The sequence below is a fragment of the Allobosea sp. GW823-FHT01F03 genome (assembly GCF_058798075.1).
This window is the reverse complement of sequence record NZ_CM179505.1, coordinates 3,247,901-3,268,443: the sequence shown is the minus strand read 5'-3', so window position 1 is coordinate 3,268,443 and position 20,543 is coordinate 3,247,901. Positions and strand designations below refer to the sequence as shown.

The window sequence follows — 20,543 nt, the reverse complement described above, 5'->3', positions numbered from 1 at the left end:
GAATGACAAGCCATAGTCAGAATCGAAGCGTCCCGATGAGCATTCCGCCTCCCGCCCAGATCGCCAAGCCGCAGCTCGAGCGCATCCTCGATGCGCTGCGCCGCGGCGACAAGCCGATGCTCTCCGGCGTGCCGGACGGTTTCGATTCCGTCGTGCTCGCCGACCTGACGCGCGCCCGCGCCAAGAAGGCGGAAGGGACGGCGATGCTCGTCTTCGTCGCCCGCGACGGCCAGCGCCTGCAGGTGATCGAGAATGCGCTGCAATTCGTCGCGCCCGATCTCGAGGTGATGAGCTTCCCGGCCTGGGATTGCCAGCCCTATGACCGGGTCTCGCCGGCGCCCTCCATCGTCGCGCACCGGATGACGACGCTGTCGCGGCTCGCCAAGACCAAGTCGGGCGAGCGGCCGCGCCTCTTGCTGACCACCGTCAACGCCGCGCTCCAGCGCGTGCCGGCCTTCTCAAAGGTTGCTTCCGAGAGCTTCTCGGCGGCGCCGGGCAACATGGTCGACACCGAGGAGCTGGCACGCTGGCTCGACGTCAACGGATATCTTCGGACCTCGACCGTGCGCGAGACCGGCGAGTTCGCCGTGCGCGGCGGCATCGTCGATCTCTACCCGCCGGGCATGCCGGCACCCATCCGGCTCGATTTCTTCGGCGACACGCTGGAATCGATCCGCACCTTCGATCCGGAGACGCAGCGCACCACCGGGCAATTGCGGGGCCTGGACCTCGTGCCGATGTCCGAGGCGCAGATGACGAGCGACTCGATCCGTCGCTTCCGCCAGTCCTATATCGCGACCTTCGGCACGCCGGGGCGCGACGACACGCTGTACGAGGCGGTGAGCGAGGGCAGGCGCCCGGCCGGCCTCGAGCACTGGCTGCCGCTGCTGGCCGAGAAGCTCGACACGCTCTTCACCTATCTGCCGGACGTGCCGATCGTTCTCGATCATCATGTCGATGATGCGGTCGGCGAGCGCATCAGCCTGATCAAGGACTATTACGACGCCCGCAAGAGCGCGCTCGACCAGCCTTCGCCGGGCTCGATCCCCTACAAGCCGCTGCTGCCGGAGGCGCTCTATCTCTCGCCGGCCGATTGGCGCGGCATCGTCGGCGAGGCCGGTGTCGCCTCGCTGACGCCATTCCAGCTGCCCGAGAGCGAGGGCAAGCTCGTCGTCGATCTCGGCGGCAAGCAGGGCCGCAGCTTCGCCGCCGAGCGCGCCGACAATTCCGGCAGCGTCTTCGACGCAGCCGTCGCGCATGTGAAGGCGCTGGAAGCCGATGGGCGGCGCGTCATCCTCGCCGGCTGGTCGGAAGGCTCGCGCGAGCGCCTCGCCCATGTCCTCGCCGATCACGGCCTGAAGTCCGTGCAGATGACCGGCTCGCTGCGCGCCGCCTTCGACCTCAAGCCCGGCACCACGGCGCTGGCGGTCTGGGGCTTCGAGACCGGCTTCGAGGCCGGACGGCTCGCGGTCATCGGCGAGCAGGACATTCTCGGCGACCGGCTGGTGCGCCCGCGCCGCAAGACGCGCCGTCCGCAGGACTTCATCAACGAGCTCTCCTCGCTGACGCCCGGCGACATCGTCGTCCATGTCGACCACGGCATCGGCCGTTTCGTCGGCTTGCAGACGATCACGGCGGCCGGGGCGCCGCATGACTGCCTCGAAATCCACTATGCCGGCGAAGCCAAGCTGTTTCTGCCGGCGGAGAATATCGAGCTGCTTTCGCGCTACGGCTCGGAGGACACCGAGGTCGTGCTCGACCGGCTCGGCGGTGGCGGTTGGCAGGCGCGCAAGGCCAAGCTGAAGCAGCGCATCCGCGAGATGGCGGGCAAGCTGATCCAGATCGCCGCGGCCCGCGCCCTCAAGGAGGCGCCGCGTCTCGTGCCGCAGGACGGGCTCTATGACGAGTTCTGCGCCCGTTTCCCCTATGAGGAGACCGAGGACCAGCAGAATACCATCGACGCCGTGCTCGACGATCTCGCCGCCGGCCGGCCGATGGACCGGCTGGTCTGCGGCGATGTCGGCTTCGGCAAGACCGAGGTCGCGCTGCGCGCCGCCTTCACGGCCGCGCTCGCCGGCAAGCAGGTCGCGGTGGTGGTGCCGACGACGCTGCTGGCGCGCCAGCATTATCGCAACTTCGCCGAGCGCTTCGCCGGGCTCCCGGTCAAGGTCGGCCAGGCCTCGCGCTTCGTGCCGGCGGCCGAACTCAAGGCGGTGAAGCAGGGTATCACCGACGGCACCATGGACATCACGGTCGGTACCCATGCACTGCTCGGCAAGGGCGTCGACTTCAAGGATCTCGGCCTCGTCATCGTCGACGAGGAGCAGCATTTCGGCGTCGCCCACAAGGAGAAGCTGAAAGAGCTGCGGGCCGAGGTGCACATGCTGACCTTGTCGGCGACGCCGATCCCGCGCACGCTCCAGCTCGCCATGACCGGTGTGCGCGAGCTCTCGATCATCGCGACGCCGCCGGTCGACCGGCTGGCCGTGCGCACCTTCGTCACGCCCTTCGACCCGCTGATCGTGCGCGAGGCGCTGCTGCGCGAACGCTATCGCGGCGGGCGCTCATTCTATGTCGTGCCCCGGATCGAGGACATCGCCGAGGTCAAGGACTTCCTCGACAAGCAGGTGCCGGAGTGCAAGGTCGGCATCGCCCATGGCCAGATGGCGGCGGGCACGCTGGAAGACGTGATGACCGCCTTCTACGAGGGCCAGTACGACATCCTGCTCTCGACCACGATCGTCGAATCCGGGCTCGACATCCCGACCGCCAACACCCTGATCGTGCACCGCGCCGACATGTTCGGCCTCGCCCAGCTCTACCAGCTGCGCGGCCGCGTCGGCCGCTCGAAGATCCGGGCCTATGCGCTGTTCACCGTGCCGGCCAACCGCAAGCTCACCGACCAGGCCGACAAGCGCCTCAAGGTGCTGCAGTCGCTCGACACGCTGGGCGCCGGCTTCCAGCTCGCCAGCCACGACCTCGACATCCGGGGTGCCGGCAACCTGCTCGGCGACGAGCAGTCCGGCCATATCAAGGAGGTCGGCTACGAGCTCTACCAGCAGATGCTGGAAGAGGCGGTTGCGGCGCTCAAGGCCGGCGTCGAGATCGAAAGCGATGCGCACTGGTCGCCATCGATCCAGATCGGCGCACCGGTGATGATCCCCGAGCACTATATCAGCGATCTGACGCTGCGGCTGACGCTCTACAAGCGCCTCTCGACAATGGACGACGACGCCGAATTGCAGTCCTTCGGTGCCGAGCTGGTCGACCGCTTCGGCCCGCTGCCGGAAGAGGTGCAGCAACTGCTCGAGATCGTGGCGATCAAGGCGCTGTGCAAGCGTGCCAATGTCGAGAAGGTCGAGGCCGGGCCGAAGGGCATCATCATCGCCTTCCGCGACAATGAGTTCGCCAATCCGGAAGGGCTCGTCTCCTATGTCGCGAAGCAGGGTTCGCTCGCCAAGGTGCGCCCGGACATGCGCGTCGTCTTCATCGACGATTTCGCGACGGCGGAGCAGCGGCTGAAGGGCACGCGCCGGCTGCTCACCGATCTCGCGCGCATCGCCGAACGCAAGAAGGCGGCATAGAGAGCATTTTCGAGCAGCAGGCACCGGTTCGCGTGAAGAAGCCGCGCTAAGAGGCCGATGCTCGCGAGCGGCGACCGGCCCGTCGGTTCCCCGGCCGGCTGGTCAGGCTGTCTTGCGGCGCAAGACCCGGACCGTTCCGGGCGCCTGCGCGATGACATCGACGATCGCGATATCCGGCCGCTCGATTGCGAGCGCGGCCGGGGGCTCGTTGCCGCGACGCACGAAGACGACGCTGGAGAGCGCCTTGTGCCCACCCAGGCGCGAGCGGGCCAAGGCCGGTTCCATCGCCGCCGGAACGACGAGATGGACCATCCGGCCCCCCTCGAGGCAGGCATGCAGGTCCTCGAGCATGAACAGGCCGAGCGGCAGCAATTCGACGCCGGTCAGGAGCGCTATGCCCGGACCGGTCGCCAGCGCCGCAAGGTCGGCTCCGACCAGGGTTGTGATGATGCGCGACGAGGCGAGGGGCTTCAGTACGCGCGAGATTTCCAGCGCCTTGGCGAGGACGTCCTTCTCCTGAACCGCAAAGGGGCCACTGAAGTCGCCGTCGTCGACGACGCTGATCGCCGCGCGTGCCGTGGCGGCGACGGCCGGCTGGGCCGCGCCATGGCCGAGGAGCTGGTCGAGCGCCGCGACGCCGTCGGGCACATCGGTGCCGAAGCCACCGATGAACCGCATCCCGAAGGCCCTTGCGGCCACGTCGCGCAGCAGGAGCAGCGGCCGCAAGGTGCCGATCCGGCCGACGCCGAGCGCCATCACCGCGCCGGATCGCTCGATCATGCCGAGAAGCGCGGCCTCGTCGGCATGGGGCGGTAGCGGCATCGGCGACAAGCCGGCGCGCAGGCAGGCCAGGATCGAGATCAGCGCCTCCGGTCCGAGCGGCGCGAGAATCGCGACACGCGCCGCCGGCTGCGGGCGTGCCAGGGTCAGAAGCCCTGCCAGCCGCTCGACCCGGGCATCGAGCTCGGCAAAGCCGAAGGCCCCAGGAGCGACGCCGCTCCAGTCACGCCGGCCCGGCGGGTCGCGAAAGGCCGGCTCATAGCCTCGCTTGGCGGCGAGGGCCTTCAGCAGCTCGTCGAAATCGAGGCCCTCGACCAAAGCAGCGATGGAAATCTCATCCTGTTCAGGCCGCATGCGCCGGCCTCAATTCGCCGGCGCCGGCGCCGCGGGGACCCGGGCGAGCGTCTCGTTGGAGAAGAAATAGCGCGGCCGCCGCTGCGGCAGCAGAATATCGCGCGAGCGCGCCAGCCAGGTTTCCGGGAGGTAGTACAGCGGTACCGCATAGAACCCCGACAGCAGCAGCCGGTCGAGCGTGCGCACCGAGGCGACGAAGTCCTCGCGCGAGGTCGCGGCAAGAAGCCGTTGCAGGGTCGCATCGACGGCGGGCGAGCGCACGCCGGCATAGTTCAGCGCGCCCTTGCGTCCGGCATTGGCCGAATGCCAGCGCCCGACCTGCTCATTGCCGGGCGAGGCGGAAGCCGGCCAGGTCCACTGGATCATGTCGAAATCGAAGGCGGAGAGGCGGCGCCAGTACTGAACGTCGTCGATCAGCCGGACGGATACGGCGATGCCGAGCCGGGAGAGCGACGAGGCATAGTTCAGTGCGAGGCGCTCCTGCGGCCGGTTGGTCACCGTGATCTCGAAGCCGAAGGGGGTATTGTCGCCGCGTTTGCGCAATTCGCCGTCGCGCAATTCGTAGCCGGCGGCCTCGAGCAGGTCGAGCGCGCGCCGTGCCTGATCGCGATCCCGGCCCGAGCCGTCGGTCGCCGAGGGGACCCAGGTTCCGGCCAGGATGTCCTGGCGCACGGCGCCCGGAAAGGCGGCGAGCAGCGCCTTCTCCCGTTCATCTGCGGGGACGCCGAGCGCCGAGAGCTCGGAATCGGCGAAGAAGCTGCCGGCCCGCCGATAGACCCCGTAGAACAGGTTGCGGTTGGCCCATTCGAAATCGAACAGGATCGCCAGCGCCTCGCGGACCCGGATATCGGCGAAGGCCAGCCGGCGGGTGTTGAAGACCAGCCCGGTCATGCCCTTCGGCGTTTCGAAGCGCAGCGTATCGCGAACGATCCGGCCGTCGCGCACCGCCGGCACATCATAGCCGGTCATCCAGCGCGTCGGGTCGCCTTCCAGGCGAACGTCATAAAGTCCTGCCTTGAAGGCCTCGAACAAGGCGTTTGAATCACGATAGAAATCGTAGCGGATCTCGTCGGCGTTGAAGAGCCCTCGGGTGAGGGGATGCTCTTCGGCCCAGAAATCCTTGCGGCGCTTCAGCACCAGCATCTCGCCGGGCTTGACCTCCTCGACCCGGTAGGGACCGGAGCCGAGCGCCGGCTTGAAGCTGGTTTCGCCGAATTTCTCCGGATCGGTCGCATGCTTGGCGAAGATCGGCATGGTGCCGATGATGAGCGGCAGTTCGCGGTTGGAGCCGTCGCCGAGCTCGAAGACGACCGTGCCTGGCGAAGGCGCTTCGGCCTTCGTCACTTTGGCGAGGCTGGAGCGGTGGAACGGCTTGCCCTTGGTCTTCAGCATCTCATAGGTGAACAGGACATCCGCTGCCGTCACCGGCTGCCCATCCGAGAAACGTGCCCGGGGATCGATCTCGAAGAGCAGGCGCGTGCGCTCGGGATTGAGCTCGACCCGGCTGGCGAGCAGGCCATAGGCGGTGAAGGGCTCATCGGCCGAGCGGAAGAGCAGGCTCTGCTGGACATAGCGCGGCACGGCATCCGGCGCGACGCCGAGCACCACCAGTGGATTCAGGCTGTCGAAGGTGCCCTGCTGGCCGAAGATGATTCGGCCGCCCTTGGGGGCCGCAGGGTCGGCATAGGGCAGATGCGCAAAGCCCTTGGGCAAAGCGGGCTCGCCATGCATGGCGATGGCATGGTCGCTTGCCGCCGCGGCGGCGCGCGGCACCATCGAGAACAGCGCGATCGAGGCCACGCCCGCGAGGACGAGTCCGAAAACGCTGCGCTGGCGCGCGGATGCGACGATATTCCGGAACATGAGCGGCCCTGATTCCCTGCCGGACCATAGCATGCGGGCCAAGCCGAAGATGAGACGCAAATCATCGGGAGAAACTTACGCTGCGGCGGCTGTTCGGGCTGGAAACCGGTGGCAGAACTCGCTAGACGCAAGCTGAGGCGTCATTCTAACGCCTTAATCGCGCTTGATGTGCTCATGCCGCTCCCGGCTCCGGCACCATGCCGGTTGAGCTTTCGGTGTTGCGCGCGGCCAGTTGGTGGCGCTTCCCCAGTTTGCACGTTCGAGGAACTTCAGATGTCCGCTTCGTCTTGCCTGCCCCTGCACCAGGGCGCCACCGCGAAGAGCACGATCCGCGGCCTCGCGCTCGTGCTGGGCGCGGCCGTCGCTCTCGCCCCCTTCTCCGCCCTTGCCCAGGCCCAGCGTCCTGCCGCCAAGCCGCCGGCGGCTCAGCAGCAACAGCAGCCGGCTCAGGGCCAGGCCGCCCAGAACGGCCCGACCGTTGTGCAGGTCAAGCCCGAGCCCTCGCAGACGACCTGGACCAAGGTCTGCGGCAAGGACCCGGCCGCCAACAAGGAAATCTGCTACACCACCCGTGACTTCGTCTCGGATCAGGGCCAGCCGGTGCTTGCCGTCGCCGTGTATGACGTCAAGGGCGACCCGAACAAGATCGTGCGCTTCCTGATGCCGCTCGGCCTGCTGATCCAGCCCGGCATCCGCTTCGGCGTCGACACCGCCCAGCCTAGCCCCGGCCGCTTCGCGATCTGCTTCCCGAATGGCTGCTTCGCCGAGGCGCAGGTCAAGGACGACTTCCTCAACCAGATGAAGAAGGGCTCGAATCTCAACATCAGCGTCCAGAACCAGGGCGCTCGCGAGGTTTCGTTCTCGATCCCGCTGACGGATTTCGCCAAGGGCTTCGACGGCGCGCCGATCGATCCCAAGGTGCTCGAGGAGCAGCAGAAGCAGCTCCAGGACGAGCTGGCCAAGCGCCAGGACGAGCTGCGCAAGCGCCTCGGTGGCAGCGGCGCCAGCGCCGCTCCGGGCACCCCCGGTGCGCCGGCGGCCCCGGGCGCCGGGACCATGCCCGCGCCCGGCGCGACCCCGGCCCCGAAGCCCTGATCGCGCATCACGCGCTCAATTCCGACGCCGGACCGAAAGGTCCGGCGTTTTTCGTTCCGGGGACGGTCGGACGGCGCGGGCTCAGTCCTGGCCGGCGCGCTCGGCCTGCTTGACCTGCTGCCAGAGCGCCTCCAGCTCGTCGAGCGAGGCCTCGGCGGGCTTGCGCCCATCCTCGGCCAGGCGCGCTTCGATTCCGGCAAAGCGCCGTTCGAACTTGGTGCTGGCCGCGGCGAGGCAGGCCTCCGGATCGATATCGACATGGCGGGCGAGATTGGCGACGACGAAGAGCAGGTCGCCGATCTCCTCGGCGATGGCGGCCTTGTCGTCGCCTTCCAGAGCTTCGGCGATCTCGTCGGTCTCCTCCCGGATCTTGTCGAGCACGAGCCGGGCATCCTTCCAGTCGAAGCCGACCGTCGAGGCTCTCGCCTGCAGCTTCCAGGCGCGGGTGAGGGCCGGCAGGGTGGTCGGAATCCCGGCCAGGACGCTTTGCTCCTCCGCCGGGGCGGGCAGCCCGGCCGCTTGCCGCGTCGCCGCCTTGTCGGCCCGCTCCTGCGCCTTGATCTGGCCCCAGAGCTGCTTGACCTCCGCCGGAGAGAGGTCGCGCGCATCGCCGAAGACATGCGGGTGACGCCGGATCAGCTTGCCGGTGATCGCCTCGACGACATCGGGAAAGGCGAAGGCGCCGGCTTCCTCCGCCATGCGGGCATGGAAGGCCACCTGGAGCAGAAGGTCGCCGAGCTCGTCCTTGAGATCGACAAGATCGCCACGGGCAATGGCGTCGGCGACTTCATGGGCCTCCTCGATCGTATACGGAGCGATCGAGGCGAAGTCCTGTTCGAGATCCCAGGGGCAGCCGGTTCCCGGCGTGCGCAGGGCGGCCATGATCTCGATCAGGCGGGCGATATCGCGATCGGGCTTCAACGCTGCAATTCTCCTTGGGCTGCGCTACCGTCCTCCCATGATTCAAGTGACACCGTCCATTGCGATCGACGAGAGCCTGATCGAGGAGAGCTTCGTGCGCGCCTCGGGGCCGGGCGGGCAGAACGTCAACAAGGTCTCCTCGGCGGTCCAGCTGCGCTTCAACAGCGCGGCGGCCGATCTTCCGGACCATCTGCGCGAGAAGCTGCCGCGCGTCGCCGGGAAGCGCATGACCCAGGACGGCACCATCATCGTCGTGGCGCAGCGCTTTCGCGACCAGCAGCGCAATCGGCAGGACGCGCTCGAACGCCTGCTCGCGATCCTGCGCGAGGCGGCCGAGCGCCAGAAGACCCGGCGGCCGACCAGGGCGACCTATGGCTCGCAGCAGCGCAGGCTCGCATCCAAGGCGAAGCGCAGCCGCGACAAGAGCCTGCGCTCGGGCAAGCCCGGCGATGACTGAGACAGAGGCCGGCGCGAGCCGGGCACGAAGCGCAGGGCAGGGCCGGGCGCCGCGGCCGATCACTCCGACCTATCTGCAAAGAGCGGCGATGCACTACCTCCATCGCTATGCCGCCTCGTCGAGCCAGTTGCAGCGCGTTCTCGAACGCAAGGTCGAGCGCAGCTGCCGCCATCATGGCGGCGAACCGCGTGAATTTTCCGAGATGGTCGCGGAGGCGGTTGCGGCCTGCGTCAGGAGTGGCCTGGTCGACGACCAGCGTTTTGCCGAGGCGAGGGCGCAGACCCTTCGGCGCAAGGGGCGCTCGGCCCGGGCCGTCACGGCCGGGCTCGCGGCCAAGGGTATCGCGCGCGAGATCGTCGCGGCGGCCCTGCCCGACAGCGAGGAGGACGAGCTTGCGGCGGCGCGCATCGCCGCAAGGCGCAAGCGGCTCGGCCCCTGGAGCCGCCCCGGCTCGGAACCGGATCGCCAGAAGCAGCTTGCCGCACTGGCGCGCGCCGGCTTCAGCATGAAAATCGCCCGCGCCGTGATCGACAGCGCGGGCGACATCTAGGCCCGTATCGGCCTTGTCTTGAAGCGCTCAGTCCGGCTTGACGTTGGCGTCGGCGACGACCTTGCCCCAGCGCGCGACCTCGGCGTTGACGAAGGCGCCAAAAGCCGGGCCGTAGAGATTCGGGGTTTCCGAGCCGTTCTTCTTCCAGGCTTCGCTGACCATCGGCGCCGCGAGCGCCTTCTTCACTTCCGCCGTCATCTTCTCGACGACCTCCGGCGGCGTGTTCTTCGGCGCCCACATCGCATACCAGGTCGAAACCTCGTAGCCGGGCAGGCCGGCCTCAGCCGCGGTCGGCACGTCGGGGAAGGCGGCGGTGCGCTTGGGCGCAGCGACGGCCAGCGCCCGGAGCTTGCCGCCGGCGATCTGTGCTGCCGAAGAGCCGAGCCCGTCGAAGGCAAGATCGACCTGGCCGGCGACCAGGTCCTGCATCAGCGGGCCGGCGCCGCGATAAGGCACATGGGTGAAATTGGCCTTCGACATCAGCTTGAACAGTTCACCGGCGAGGTGATGCGTCGTGCCGTTGCCGGCCGAGCCGTAATTGAGCTTGTCCGGGTTCTTCCGGCCGAACTCGATCAGCTCCGCCAGCGTCTTGGCCTCGACCTTGCCGGGGTGGACGACCACGACCTGGGGCGGCTGCGCGATGATACCGATCGGGATGAAGTCGGTCTGGATGTTGTAGTCGAGCTTGGGATAAAGCGCCGGCGCGATGGCGTGGTGGGCCGCGCCGATGAAGAAGGTGTAGCCGTCGCCCGCCGCCTTGGATGCGGCCGAGGCGCCGACCGTGCCGCCGGCGCCGCCGCGATTGTCGATCAGGATGCGCTGTCCGAGCTGCTGCTCGAGCTGCGCGGCCAGCGGCCGGGCGAAGGCGTCCGTGCCGCCGCCGGCCGGGAAAGGTACGATGAAGCTGACTGGCTTCTGCGGCCAGGCCTGAGCCTGTACCGGCGCCGAGGGCACGAGCTGGACGAGGGCGGCGAGCGCGATCGCGCCGAGCCAACCGGATTTGAGCATTCTGATCCTCCCCAATGGAACGCGGGAGAGGCTCTTTCCGGCCTCGTGCCCGCCTGCAAGCCCGGCAATGGCAGCCGAGCGTTCGCGAGGATTAGGACATCACTGCTGACGAATGGCAAGAGAGCGCCGCCGCCGTTCCGCGACCGCCAGTTCGTCCCAAATCGGGGCTTCAGATCAGGGTGGGCGGCTCGTAGCAGGTGATCGGCGGAAGCTCGCCCTCATGGCGCTCGATCTCGACCAGGCAGGAATGGGCGATCGTCGCCTGTCCGAGCCTGGACGAGCCGCGATCCTGGGTCAGCACGTTCGGATTGCCGTGCTTGTCGAGCGAGCCGACGAGGCCTGGTTCGAGTGGGTCGTACCAGGCGCCCGTCGCCATCTGCACGACGCCTTGCATCACCGCATCGCAGACGACGATGCCGGCGAGACAGGCCCCGCGGTCGTTGAAGACACGCACGATGTCGCCGTCCGATAGACCACGCAAGCGCGCATCCTCGGGATGGATGCGCAGCGGCTCGCGACCGGCGATCTTGGTCGAACGAGACAGTGCGCCATTGTCGTACTGGCTGTGCAGCTTGCTCGCCGGCTGGTTCGAGATGAGATGCAGCGGGAAGCGCTCGGCGAGCGCTGCGCCGAGCCATTCGCGCGGCACGAGCCAGCTCGGATGGCCCGGACAATCGTCATAGCCGAAGCCCGCGATCCTCTCCGAGAACAGCTCGATACGGCCGGAAGGTGTCTTCAGCGGCCGGGCTTGCGGATCGGCGACGAATTCGGCCAGCAGCGGCTTTTGATCCTGCGGCTCGGGGAGGGTGACGATGCCGGCCTGCCAGAAGCTCTCGAAATCCGGCAGTTCCATACCGTATTCGGCGACGCGCTGGCGCGCCACGGTATAGAAGTGCCTGATCCAGCCCTCCTCGTCGCGGCCTTCGGTGAAGGTCTCGCGCGCGCCGAGCAGGCCGGCGAGATCGGCGAAGATCTCGTAATCGCTGCGCGCTTCGCCGATCGGCGCGCTGATCGGGTGGCAGGCGGCGATCATTCGGTCGCGGGCCGAGCTCGCAATGTCGTTGCGCTCCATGGCGGTGCTGGCCGGCAGCACGATGTCGGCATGGCGGGCCGTCGCATTCCACCAGGATTCGTGGACGATCACCGTCTCCGGCCGGCGCCAGGCCGCGATCAGCCGGTTGATGTCCTGGTGATGATGGAACGGATTGCCGCCGGCCCAGTAGATCAGCCGGATATCGGGATAGCGCCGCTTCTCGCCGTTGAAGTCATAGGGCGCCCCCGGATGCAGCAGCGCATCGGCGATCCGCGCGACCGGAATCGAGTCGGCGATGGCGTTGCTGCCTTGCGGCAGGGTCGGCCAGGAGAACGGATAGACCGCATTGCCCACGCCGTTCGCTGAGGCGTAGCCGAAGCCGAAGCCGCCGCCGGGCAAGCCGATCTGGCCGATCATCGCGGCGAGTGCGATCGCCATCCAATAGGGCTGCTCGCCATGCTCGGCCCGCTGCAGCGACCAGGACATCATGATCATGGTGCGGCGCCGGGCCATTTCGCGCGCCAGCGCCCGCATCGCCTCGGCAGGAACGCCGGAAATCGCCTGCGCCCATTCGGGGGTCTTGGGCACGCCATCGTCGGTGCCAGTAACATAGCCGGCAAATCGTTCAAACCCAGTCGTGCAGCGCGCCAGGAATTTCTGGTCGTGCAGGCCTTCTTCGATCAGTGTGTGGGCGAGCGCGAGCATCAACGCGACATCGGTGTTGGGCCGCGGCGCGATCCATCTGGCATCGAGCTCCGCCATCGCGTCGTCGCGGATCGGGCTGATGCAGACGAAGGAGGCCCCCTGGTCGCGACAGGCGGTCAGGCCCTCGCGCAGCAGATGACGGCTGATGCCGCCTGAGCCGACCTGCGCGTTCTTGTGCGGGGTGCCGCCGAACATCACGATCAGTTCGGCATGGCCGGCAAGCTGGCCCCAGCTCGTGTGCCCGGCGTCGAGGCCGCGCTTGTCGCCGAGCACATGCGGCAGGATCGCGTCGGCCGCGGCGAAGCTGTAGTTCGAGATCGAGCGGACATAGCCGCCGATCGCGTTCAGGAAGCGATGCACCTGGCTCTGGGCGTGATGGAAGCGGCCGGCGCTCGACCAGCCATAGGAGCCGCCGAAGATCGCGCCATTGCCATGGCTTTCGCGCACCCGCTCGATCTCGCGCGCCACGAGATCGAGTGCCTGCGGCCAGTCGATCTCGACGAAGGGCTCAGCCCCGCGTCCGGCGCCGCCGGCGGTAGCGCCCTTTTCGAGGAAGGAAGCGCGCACCGAGGGCCGCCTGATCCGGCAGCCATCGTCCAGCGCGCCGATCATCGAGGCGCCGAGCGGGGAGGGGTCGGGATCGTGCTCATAGGGTTCGAGCGCGACGGCCGCCCCGTCCTGCATCCGCGCCCGATAGACGCCCCAATGGGTGGTGACGGTCGGCTGCTCGGGCGTGATCAGCATGGCATTGCCTTGTTTTCCGTCAGAGGGTGGCGCTCATGCCGAGCTTGCCGGGGTTCATGATCCCGTGCGGGTCGAGCGCCAGCTTCAGCGCCCCCATGACCTCGATGCCATTGCCGTGCTCGCGCCGCAGATATTTCAGCTTGCCGAGGCCGACGCCATGCTCGCCGCTGGCGGTCCCGCCGGATTCCAGGGCGCGCATCACGACGTTCTCGGCCAGGCGCTTGGCCTCGGCGACTTCCTCCTCGGCATCGGGCATGACGAGATAGGAGACGTGGAAATTCCCGTCGCCGACATGGCCGTTGATCTTGAACTTCAGGAAGGAGGCGTCGCCATCGGCCCGGGCCGCGGTCATGTTGTCCGCCAGTGCCGAGATCGGCACGCAGGCGTCGGTCACGAACATCGCCGCACCCGGACGCATGGCGCGCGTCGCCGGGTTGGAATCGTGGCGGGCCTTCCACAGACGTTCGCGATCCTCGCGTTGCGTGGCCCACTGGAAGCCGCGTCCGTCATTCTCGGCCGCGATCGCCTCGACGATTTCGGCCTGCTCGCGGATGCCGGCCTCGGTGCCGTGGAATTCGAGGAACAGGGTTGGCGCAACCGCGAGGCTCATCTTGGAGTAGTGGTTCGAGGCCGCGATCGCGATGTCGTCGAGGAACTCGATGCGGGCGATCGGCACGCCGCTCTGGATCGTGGCGATACAGGTGTCGACGGCGCCCTTCAGGCTGTCGAAGGGGCAGACCGCCGCCGAGATCGCGGCCGGAACCGGATGCAGCCGAAGCGTGATCTTGGTCAGCACGCCCAGCGTTCCCTCGGCGCCGACGAAGAGCTTGGTCAGGTCGTAGCCCATCGAGGATTTGCGCGCCCGGCTTCCGGTGCGCAGCAATTCGCCGTTCGGCAACACCACTTCGAGCGCCAGCACGTTCTCGCGCATGGTGCCGTAGCGCACCGCATTGGTGCCGCTGGCGCGGGTCGAGGCCATGCCGCCGATCGAGGCGTCGGCGCCGGGATCGACCGGGAAGGTCAGCCCTGTCGCGCGCAGATGCTCATTGAGGGCCTTGCGCGTCACGCCGGGCTCGACCACCACGTCGAAATCGCTCTCATGCACGGCGAGGACGCGGTTCATCCGCGACATGTCGAGGCTGACGCCCCCGGCGACGGCGAGAATCTGGCCCTCCATCGAGCTGCCGACGCCATAGGGCACGATCGGTACGCGCGCCGCCGCGCAGGCCGCGACGACGCGCTGCACTTCGGCGGTCGACTCCACGAAAACCACCGCATCCGGCAGCATGGTCGGCAGATAGGAAAGATCCTCGCCATGGTGTCGGCGGACCGCCTCGGCGGTCGAGATCCGCTCGCCGAAATGCGCGCGCAGGGTTTCGACGACGGCCGCCGTATCGCCATAGCTCATGATCGCAATCCATCTGTCTGCAGGTCCGCCCCCGGCATGCGCGTGGCATCGGGGGCGGGTTCGCTCGGCAAGCCGCTTACTCGAGCGAGGGGTCGATCGGAACCCGGTAGCCGTTGACCAGGCGGTTGGTCTCGTTGGCCATGCCGACCACCGCCATGACCTCGCCGAACATCGCGTCGGTCATCCCGGCCTTGCGGGCGGCGGCGGTATGGCTGGCGATGCAGTAGCCGCAGCCATTGCTGGTGCTGACCGCGAGATAGATCATCTCCTTGACCAGCGGGTCGAGCGCGCCTGGCGCCATCACCTCCTTCACGCTCTCCCAGGTACGCCGCAGACCAACGGGATCATGTGCGAGGTACTTCCAGAAGTTGTTGACGTCCTTGAGGTTCCGCGAGGTCTTGATGTCGTCGTAGACGGCGCGGACCGCTGGCGGCGCGTCGGCATATTCGATCGGCTTCAATCGGCTCATCTTGATGTCTCCGGTATGGTCGTTCGGGGTTCGGCAGGATCGCTGCGAACGCCGTCAGATGTTGAGCTCGATACCCTTCTTGCGGAGCAGCTCGCTCAGATTGAGCATGTCCCAGGTCGTCTTGCCCTGGAGCAGCTCGCGGCGGAAACGGGCTTCCTTCTCCTCGCGGGTCTTGGACGCCGCGGCGATGGCGGCGATCTCCGCCTTCGGCACGATGCAGACGCCGTCATCGTCGCCGATCACGAGGTCGCCGGGCTCGACCAGCATGCCGCCGGCAACGATCGGCTTGTTCAGCGCGCCGAGCGTTTCCTTCACCGAGCCCTTGATCGACAAGGCGCGCGCGAAGACCGGGAAGCCGATCTCGGCGATGGTCGCGCCGTCGCGCACGCCGCCGTCGACGACGAGGCCGGCAATGCCCTTGCCCATGGCGCAGCTCGCCATCACGTCGCCGAACAGGCCCTGCTCGGTGAAGCCGGCCGAGGCGCAGACGATGACGTCGCCCGCTTTCGCCATCTTCAGCGCCGCGTGCAAGGTGAGGTTGTCGCCGGGCGGGCAGACGCAGGTGAAGGCCGGCCCCAGCACCTTCATGCCGCGCCGGACGGGCTTGATGCTGGAATCGAGCGCGCCGCGGCGTTCCATGGCTTCATGGGCGGTAGCCGAGGCGACCGAAGCATAGGCTTCGCGATAGTTGAATTCGGTCATGATCTCTATCCGATGAAGGAGGGTCAGCGGGTAACGTTGGCTACGCCCCAGACGTAGTTCTTCCGGGGGAATTCTTCCCAGTACTGGCGCATGTCCTTGTGCGGGAAATCCTTGTATGGCCGCTTGCGCATGCGCTCGACATCGATGTCGACGCCGAGGCCCGGCGCGGTCGGCAGGTCGATCCAGCCATCCTCGACCTTCAGCCCGGGCGAACCGATCTCGTCGCAGGCCTCGTTGAGGTTGATGAAGCACTCGGCGATCAGGAAGTTCGGGATCACCGCCGAGAAATGCACCGTCGCGGCGAGCCCGACGATGGTGCTGTTGTAGTTGTGCGGGCTGATCGCAATCGCGTGCGGCTGGGCCATCGCTGCGATGTCGAGCATCTGCTGAAGGCCGCCGACGGCGCAGATGTCGGGGTTGAGGATATCGGCCGCGCGCTTCTCGAAGACCCGGGCGAAATCCTCCTTGGTATAGAGGGTTTCGCCGGTCACGACGGGCGTCGAGATCGCGTGGCGGACTTCCGCGACGAGGTCGAGATTGTCGGAGAGGCAGGGCTCCTCATAGCAGAAGATGCCGTATTCCTCGAGCCGCTTGGCGACGCGGATGGAATGATGCGGCGCGACGCGGCGGTGCGCGTCGATCAGCAGGTCCATGTCGGGGCCTAGCGCCTCGCGCATCGCCTTGACGTTGGCGACGGCGTAATCCTCCTCCTCGCGCGTGATGAAGGTTCGCCACGGCCCGGGGAACGGGTCCCATTTCAGCGCCGTATAGCCCATCTCTTTGACCTGGAGCGCCCGCTCCACCGTCGACTCGATATCGGTGACGCCGTACCACCAGCCATTGGCGTAGACGCGGACCTTCTCGCGCGAGGCGCCGCCGAGCAGGTTGTAGAGTGGCTGTCCGGCCTTCTTGCCGACGATGTCCCACATCGCCAGCTCGATCGCGCTCCAGGCGCAGAAGAAGTCGACCGAGGAGCGCCTGATGGCGAAGTCGTCGAACATCACCTGTGCGGTGTGGCGGATATTGTGCGGGCTGCGCCCGATCACATAGGGCGCCATGGCGCGGATATAGTCGTCGACGACCTTCTCCTTCTTCACGCCGACATAGGATTCGCCCCAGCCATAGAGGCCGTCATCGGTCTCGATGCGGCAGAACAGCAGGTTCTTGCCGCTGCCGGGGTGGAAGAAGAAGGTTTCGATACGCGCGATCTTCATCGCCAGCTCCGGAATTGGGCTCAGGGCCGCAGGATGGTCTGGCCGGTGGTGGCCCGGCTTTCGAGGGCTGTCTGGGCAGCCGCTGCCTCCTTCAGGGCGAAGACCTGGTCGATCTCCGCCTTGATCACGCCGCGGCGCATCGCCTCGAACAGGTTGCTCGACATCGCCTCGAGCCGGGCCCGGTCCTTGATGAAGGGGAAGATCGAGGGGCGCGACAGCGTCGCGCATTTCGGTGCGAGGCCGGCGATGGCGAAGGGCGGAACCGGCCCCGAGGCATTGCCGTAGCTGACGATGTGGCCGAACTCGGCGACCGCGGCGAGCGAGGCCTCGAAGGTATCCTTGCCGACGCCGTCATAGACGCAGTGGCAGCCGCGGCCGCCGGTCAACTCCTGCACCCGGGCCGCGACATCCTCGCGGCTGGTGACGATGACATGGTCGGCGCCGGCGGCGCGGGCCTTGGCCGCCTTTTCGTCGCTGGAGGCGGCGCCGATCACCAGGCAGCCGAGCGATTTTGCCCAGGCGGCGAGCAGCAGGCCGACACCGCCGGCGACGGCATGGATCAGCACGGCGTCGCCGGCCTTTGCCTGCGTCATCCGGAAGAGCAGCATCTCGGCCGTCATGCCCTTGAGCATCAGCGCTGCGGCCTGATCGTCGGAGATGTCGCCCGGCAGCTTGACCAGGGCCGCAGCGTTGATGACGCGGCGCTCGACATAGGCGCCGGGAGCGCCGGTGACATAGGCCACCCGGTCGCCGGTGCTGAGGCCGGTGACGCCGGGGCCGACAGCCTCGACCACGCCGGCGGCTTCCATGCCGGGCGAGCAGGGCATCGTGCCCATCTTGTAGAGGCCGGTGCGAACATAGATGTCGATGAAGTTCAGCCCGATCGCCGTGTGGCGCAGCAGAACCTCGCCTTGGCCGGGCTTGCCGGGGTCGAGATCGACCCATTCGAGCACGCCCGGCCCGCCATGCTGGCGCAGGATGATTGCCCCGCTCATGTCTTGTCCTTCATTTTATTCATCTTGAATCGGGCTGCCGGCTGCCGGCTGCCGGCATCCGGGAGATCGCGTCTCGTCAGACGGGCGAGGCCTGCCCCTTGCGGGTCAGCAATTCGCCGAGTTTGTAGACGTCCCAGGGCGTCTCGCCGGAAGCGAAGCGCTGCTTTGCGGCGGCCTCCTTCTCAGCCCGCAGCTTGCAGGCCGCGAGCACCGCATCGACGGTTTCGAACGGCACCACGACCAGCCCGTCGGCGTCGCCGATGATCACGTCGCCGGGGCGCACCAGCACGCCGCCGAGGACGATCGGCTCGTTCAGCGAGCCCAGCGTCTCCTTGATCGTGCCCTTGATGCAGATGCCGCCGGCGAAGACCGGAAAGCCGACCTCGCAGATCGTCGCGGAGTCGCGCACGCCGCCATCGGTGACGAGGCCCGCGAGCTTGGCGCCGACGGCGCAGCTCGACATCACGTCGCCGAACATGCCCTGCTCCGTGCAGCCATGCGCGTCGCAGACCAGGACGTCGCCCGGCTTCGCCATCTTGAGGGCGGCATGCAGCGTGAGATTGTCATTGGGCGGGCATTCGCAGGTGAAGGCGGTGCCGGCGACCGTCATCGCCTCGTCGACCGGCTTGATGCCGGAGGCGAAGGCGCCGCGGCGGCCCTGCGCCTCGAAGACGGTGGCGGAGCCATAGGCGAGCAGGGCCTGGCAGGTCTCGGGCGAAATGCGCGGGGGCAGGGGGGCTGTGGACATGGCGGCTCTCGTCAAAAACGTCAGGACTTGGCGGGGCGAGGCGCGGCAGCGAGGGCCGCGTCGAGAATGGTGAGCGCGGCGTCGAGCGAGGGCGGCTGACTGCCGCCGCTGGCCGCGACGACGCCGCTGGCAGCGCTGCGCTCCATCAATTGGACGATGGCGTCGGTCATCAGCGGATCGAGGCCGGTCTCGGCGACGGCGGCGCGTGACATGCGCATCTCGTCGGCGCGGCGGCCGGCATGCGGAACATGCGAGCGCACCAGCATCGCGGCGGTGTCGAGGGCGGGGCGGGCATCGAGGAAGGCGCAGAAGCTCTGCAGCACCTCCGCCTCGACGCCCATGCGCCGCGCCGCGATCAGGGCCTCGACATAGAGCGCCTCCAGCCCCTTGGCGAGGACGCTGCGGACGATCTTGATGCCGGCAGCCGCGCCGAAGCGCTCGCCGACCGGTGAGATGTCCATGCCATAGGGCGCAAAGCGCTCGACGAACTGGTTGACCTCGGGCCCGGCCGCGACGATCGGCACGCGATTTCGCGAGGTCGGGGCGGAGCCGAGGATCGCGGCATCGACGAAGCGGCGCCCGGCGGCGGCGACATAGGCGCCGACCGCCGCCTTGTCGGTCGGCCCGAGCGAGGTCAGGTCGACATAGAGCGCATCGGGACTGACATCGCTCGCGCAGCTCTGGGCGACCGCCATCGAGGCCGAGGGCTGGACCAGCACGAACACGGTCTCGGCGCCGGAAAGTCCCTCGGGGCCGTCGAGAAGCGTGACCCCGGCCAGCTCGGCCCGCTCGCGGATCCGTGTCCGGAACGGCTCCCGGTCGGCGGCGACATCGAAGGCGGCCATGCCATCGAAACCCGCCTCGCGCAGGCCGCTGGCGATCGAGAAGGCCGCCTCGCCGAAGCCGACGAAGGCGAGCCGAAACCTGCGTGCTGCGGCGCTCACCATTTCTCGGGCGCCACGATCGCGGCCGTCTCGGCGGCCGACGCGCCGGTGCTGATCGCGTCGATCAGCGTCTTCTCCTTGGCGGCGACCTCCTCGGCCCGCGCCAGCACCTCGGCGGCGATGGAAAGCGGCACGACGATGACGCCGTCGGAATCGCCGAGCATCAGGTCGCCCGGACGGATCTGCACGCCGGCGATCTCGACGATGCCGTTGAACTCCAGCAGCTCGAAACGGTGCTTGCCGGTGCGCGGCGTCGCCCCGCGCGCCCAGACCGGCAGGCCCATGCGGCGCATCGAGTCGGTATCGCGCACGCAGCCGTCGACGACGACGCCGGCAAAACCGTGCGCGGCGACGGCGGTCGCCATGATGCCACCGATATTGGAAGCCGCCGGGCAGGCGCTGCCGTCGATCACCATCACGTCGCCGCGCTGCGACAAAGTCACCGCGTCGAGCGCACCGAGGCGAGGGGAGGTCTTGTTGGCGATGTTGTAGCCGCTGGTCAGCCGGGCGGCGCCGTGCTTGACCGTGACGGCTGGGCCGACCATGCGCTGGCCCGGCGCGATCGGCGGCAGGGCCGTCGTCGGGATCGCCGAGTCGACGCCGTACTCGTCGAGGATGTCGGCGATGGCGGAGGTCAGGTCGGGCAATTGCCGGAAGCGCGCCACCAGATCAGCCGACGGACGCTCGAATGCGACGGCGCGGATACGCTCGACCGGGATCGTTCCGAGGAGCCGGCCCTCATAGGCGGCGAGCTGTTTTTCGATGCTGGTTGTCATGCCGCTGAACGCGCCTCGTACCGATTGCTCGATTCAATGGCATGCGCTTCGCATGCCATAAAGCGAATTAAATTCAGTTTCATCGATCGCAAAACTGCATCATTCCTGCTCGGCCTTCCTGAGTGGCAAGAGTCGGTGTTTCTCGTATTTGTCTCGCCACGATCGGTAATTCTCAGCTGGATCGATCTGGATC

At 67.8% G+C, this 20,543-nt stretch carries 17 protein-coding genes; 4 read left to right on the top strand and 13 right to left on the bottom strand.

Features of this window, described 5'->3' with window-relative positions:
• Positions 1 to 35 precede the first annotated feature (35 nt).
• Positions 36 to 3,584: a transcription-repair coupling factor gene (gene mfd / locus AC3RCC_RS15670; protein WP_492255846.1), complete on the top strand. Its 3,549-nt coding sequence runs from the start codon at positions 36 to 38 to the stop codon at positions 3,582 to 3,584.
• Between the two features lie 102 nt (positions 3,585 to 3,686).
• Here the strand turns inward: mfd and AC3RCC_RS15665 are convergent, their stop codons facing one another.
• Together AC3RCC_RS15665 and AC3RCC_RS15660 are read right to left on the bottom strand one after the other, a co-directional pair.
• The gene (locus AC3RCC_RS15665) at positions 3,687 to 4,718 is read right to left on the bottom strand and encodes an AMP-binding protein (RefSeq protein ID WP_492255845.1); all 1,032 of its coding nucleotides are present in this window, start codon (positions 4,716 to 4,718) and stop codon (positions 3,687 to 3,689) included.
• 9 nt (positions 4,719 to 4,727) lie between these two features.
• A complete protein-coding gene (locus AC3RCC_RS15660; RefSeq protein ID WP_492255844.1) occupies positions 4,728 to 6,581 on the bottom strand; it encodes an extracellular solute-binding protein in 1,854 nt (617 codons plus the stop codon).
• Positions 6,582 to 6,854: 273 nt separating this feature from the next.
• On the opposite strand from AC3RCC_RS15660, the gene AC3RCC_RS15655 reads away from it, so the two are divergent.
• Entirely contained in the window at positions 6,855 to 7,676 is an 822-nt protein-coding gene (locus tag AC3RCC_RS15655) for an invasion associated locus B family protein (protein ID WP_291641737.1), read from the top strand.
• Positions 7,677 to 7,757: 81 nt separating this feature from the next.
• Here AC3RCC_RS15655 and mazG read toward each other — a convergent pair whose 3' ends face one another.
• Positions 7,758 to 8,597, bottom strand: a complete 840-nt coding sequence (gene mazG / locus AC3RCC_RS15650; RefSeq protein ID WP_492255843.1) for a nucleoside triphosphate pyrophosphohydrolase — start codon at positions 8,595 to 8,597, stop codon at positions 7,758 to 7,760.
• Positions 8,598 to 8,634: 37 nt separating this feature from the next.
• Between mazG and arfB the strand changes: the two genes are divergently transcribed.
• Both arfB and AC3RCC_RS15640 read left to right on the top strand, forming a co-directional pair.
• A complete protein-coding gene (gene arfB / locus AC3RCC_RS15645) occupies positions 8,635 to 9,054 on the top strand; it encodes an alternative ribosome rescue aminoacyl-tRNA hydrolase ArfB (RefSeq protein ID WP_291642628.1) in 420 nt (139 codons plus the stop codon).
• The gene (locus AC3RCC_RS15640) at positions 9,047 to 9,604 is read left to right on the top strand and encodes a regulatory protein RecX (RefSeq protein ID WP_492255842.1); all 558 of its coding nucleotides are present in this window, start codon (positions 9,047 to 9,049) and stop codon (positions 9,602 to 9,604) included. The genes arfB and AC3RCC_RS15640 overlap by 8 nt, the downstream gene beginning before the upstream one ends.
• A gap of 27 nt (positions 9,605 to 9,631) precedes the next feature.
• Here AC3RCC_RS15640 and AC3RCC_RS15635 read toward each other — a convergent pair whose 3' ends face one another.
• The 10 genes from AC3RCC_RS15635 to AC3RCC_RS15590 form a co-directional block, all read right to left on the bottom strand.
• On the bottom strand, positions 9,632 to 10,612 hold the full coding sequence (locus tag AC3RCC_RS15635; RefSeq protein ID WP_291642624.1) for a Bug family tripartite tricarboxylate transporter substrate binding protein: 981 nt from the start codon (positions 10,610 to 10,612) through the stop codon (positions 9,632 to 9,634).
• Between the two features lie 169 nt (positions 10,613 to 10,781).
• Positions 10,782 to 13,094 (bottom strand): molybdopterin guanine dinucleotide-containing S/N-oxide reductase, encoded by a 2,313-nt coding sequence (locus AC3RCC_RS15630; protein ID WP_492255841.1) that lies wholly within the window; start codon positions 13,092 to 13,094, stop codon positions 10,782 to 10,784.
• 19 nt (positions 13,095 to 13,113) lie between these two features.
• Complete coding sequence (locus AC3RCC_RS15625; RefSeq protein ID WP_492255840.1) at positions 13,114 to 14,502, bottom strand: FAD-binding oxidoreductase; 1,389 nt, start codon at positions 14,500 to 14,502, stop codon at positions 13,114 to 13,116.
• 76 nt (positions 14,503 to 14,578) lie between these two features.
• Positions 14,579 to 14,971, bottom strand: coding sequence for a carboxymuconolactone decarboxylase family protein (locus AC3RCC_RS15620; RefSeq protein WP_492255839.1), 393 nt, complete (start codon positions 14,969 to 14,971; stop codon positions 14,579 to 14,581).
• 54 nt (positions 14,972 to 15,025) lie between these two features.
• Positions 15,026 to 15,673, bottom strand: coding sequence for a 4-carboxy-4-hydroxy-2-oxoadipate aldolase/oxaloacetate decarboxylase (locus AC3RCC_RS15615; RefSeq protein ID WP_452116253.1), 648 nt, complete (start codon positions 15,671 to 15,673; stop codon positions 15,026 to 15,028).
• 23 nt (positions 15,674 to 15,696) lie between these two features.
• The gene (locus AC3RCC_RS15610) at positions 15,697 to 16,887 is read right to left on the bottom strand and encodes a mandelate racemase/muconate lactonizing enzyme family protein (RefSeq protein ID WP_492255838.1); all 1,191 of its coding nucleotides are present in this window, start codon (positions 16,885 to 16,887) and stop codon (positions 15,697 to 15,699) included.
• A 20-nt stretch (positions 16,888 to 16,907) separates the two neighbouring features.
• A complete protein-coding gene (locus AC3RCC_RS15605) occupies positions 16,908 to 17,882 on the bottom strand; it encodes a quinone oxidoreductase family protein (protein ID WP_492255837.1) in 975 nt (324 codons plus the stop codon).
• Between the two features lie 76 nt (positions 17,883 to 17,958).
• Positions 17,959 to 18,630 carry a 4-carboxy-4-hydroxy-2-oxoadipate aldolase/oxaloacetate decarboxylase gene (locus AC3RCC_RS15600; protein ID WP_291645395.1) on the bottom strand — a complete coding sequence of 224 codons (672 nt, stop codon included), beginning with the start codon at positions 18,628 to 18,630 and terminating at the stop codon, positions 17,959 to 17,961.
• A gap of 20 nt (positions 18,631 to 18,650) precedes the next feature.
• Positions 18,651 to 19,574 carry an NAD(P)-dependent oxidoreductase gene (locus AC3RCC_RS15595; RefSeq protein WP_492255836.1) on the bottom strand — a complete coding sequence of 308 codons (924 nt, stop codon included), beginning with the start codon at positions 19,572 to 19,574 and terminating at the stop codon, positions 18,651 to 18,653.
• Positions 19,571 to 20,350: an RraA family protein gene (locus AC3RCC_RS15590; protein ID WP_492255835.1), complete on the bottom strand. Its 780-nt coding sequence runs from the start codon at positions 20,348 to 20,350 to the stop codon at positions 19,571 to 19,573. The genes AC3RCC_RS15595 and AC3RCC_RS15590 overlap by 4 nt, the downstream gene beginning before the upstream one ends.
• Between the last annotated feature and the right edge of the window lie 193 nt (positions 20,351 to 20,543).

What these genes read in the sequence shown, in the direction of transcription:
- arfB (WP_291642628.1), top strand. Translation starts at nt 8,635, where the DNA reads ATGATTCAAGTGACACCGTCCATTGCGATCGACGAGAGCCTGATCGAG.
- AC3RCC_RS15635 (WP_291642624.1), bottom strand. Translation starts at nt 10,612, where the DNA reads ATGCTCAAATCCGGTTGGCTCGGCGCGATCGCGCTCGCCGCCCTCGTC.
- AC3RCC_RS15630 (WP_492255841.1), bottom strand. Translation starts at nt 13,094, where the DNA reads ATGCTGATCACGCCCGAGCAGCCGACCGTCACCACCCATTGGGGCGTC.
- AC3RCC_RS15615 (WP_452116253.1), bottom strand. Translation starts at nt 15,673, where the DNA reads ATGACCGAATTCAACTATCGCGAAGCCTATGCTTCGGTCGCCTCGGCT.
- AC3RCC_RS15590 (WP_492255835.1), bottom strand. Translation starts at nt 20,350, where the DNA reads ATGACAACCAGCATCGAAAAACAGCTCGCCGCCTATGAGGGCCGGCTC.
- AC3RCC_RS15665 (WP_492255845.1), bottom strand. Translation starts at nt 4,718, where the DNA reads ATGCGGCCTGAACAGGATGAGATTTCCATCGCTGCTTTGGTCGAGGGC.
- AC3RCC_RS15600 (WP_291645395.1), bottom strand. Translation starts at nt 18,630, where the DNA reads ATGTCCACAGCCCCCCTGCCCCCGCGCATTTCGCCCGAGACCTGCCAG.
- mfd (WP_492255846.1), top strand. Translation starts at nt 36, where the DNA reads ATGAGCATTCCGCCTCCCGCCCAGATCGCCAAGCCGCAGCTCGAGCGC.
- AC3RCC_RS15605 (WP_492255837.1), bottom strand. Translation starts at nt 17,882, where the DNA reads ATGAGCGGGGCAATCATCCTGCGCCAGCATGGCGGGCCGGGCGTGCTC.
- AC3RCC_RS15620 (WP_492255839.1), bottom strand. Translation starts at nt 14,971, where the DNA reads ATGAGCCGATTGAAGCCGATCGAATATGCCGACGCGCCGCCAGCGGTC.
- AC3RCC_RS15655 (WP_291641737.1), top strand. Translation starts at nt 6,855, where the DNA reads ATGTCCGCTTCGTCTTGCCTGCCCCTGCACCAGGGCGCCACCGCGAAG.
- AC3RCC_RS15610 (WP_492255838.1), bottom strand. Translation starts at nt 16,887, where the DNA reads ATGAAGATCGCGCGTATCGAAACCTTCTTCTTCCACCCCGGCAGCGGC.
- AC3RCC_RS15640 (WP_492255842.1), top strand. Translation starts at nt 9,047, where the DNA reads ATGACTGAGACAGAGGCCGGCGCGAGCCGGGCACGAAGCGCAGGGCAG.
- AC3RCC_RS15660 (WP_492255844.1), bottom strand. Translation starts at nt 6,581, where the DNA reads ATGTTCCGGAATATCGTCGCATCCGCGCGCCAGCGCAGCGTTTTCGGA.
- AC3RCC_RS15625 (WP_492255840.1), bottom strand. Translation starts at nt 14,502, where the DNA reads ATGAGCTATGGCGATACGGCGGCCGTCGTCGAAACCCTGCGCGCGCAT.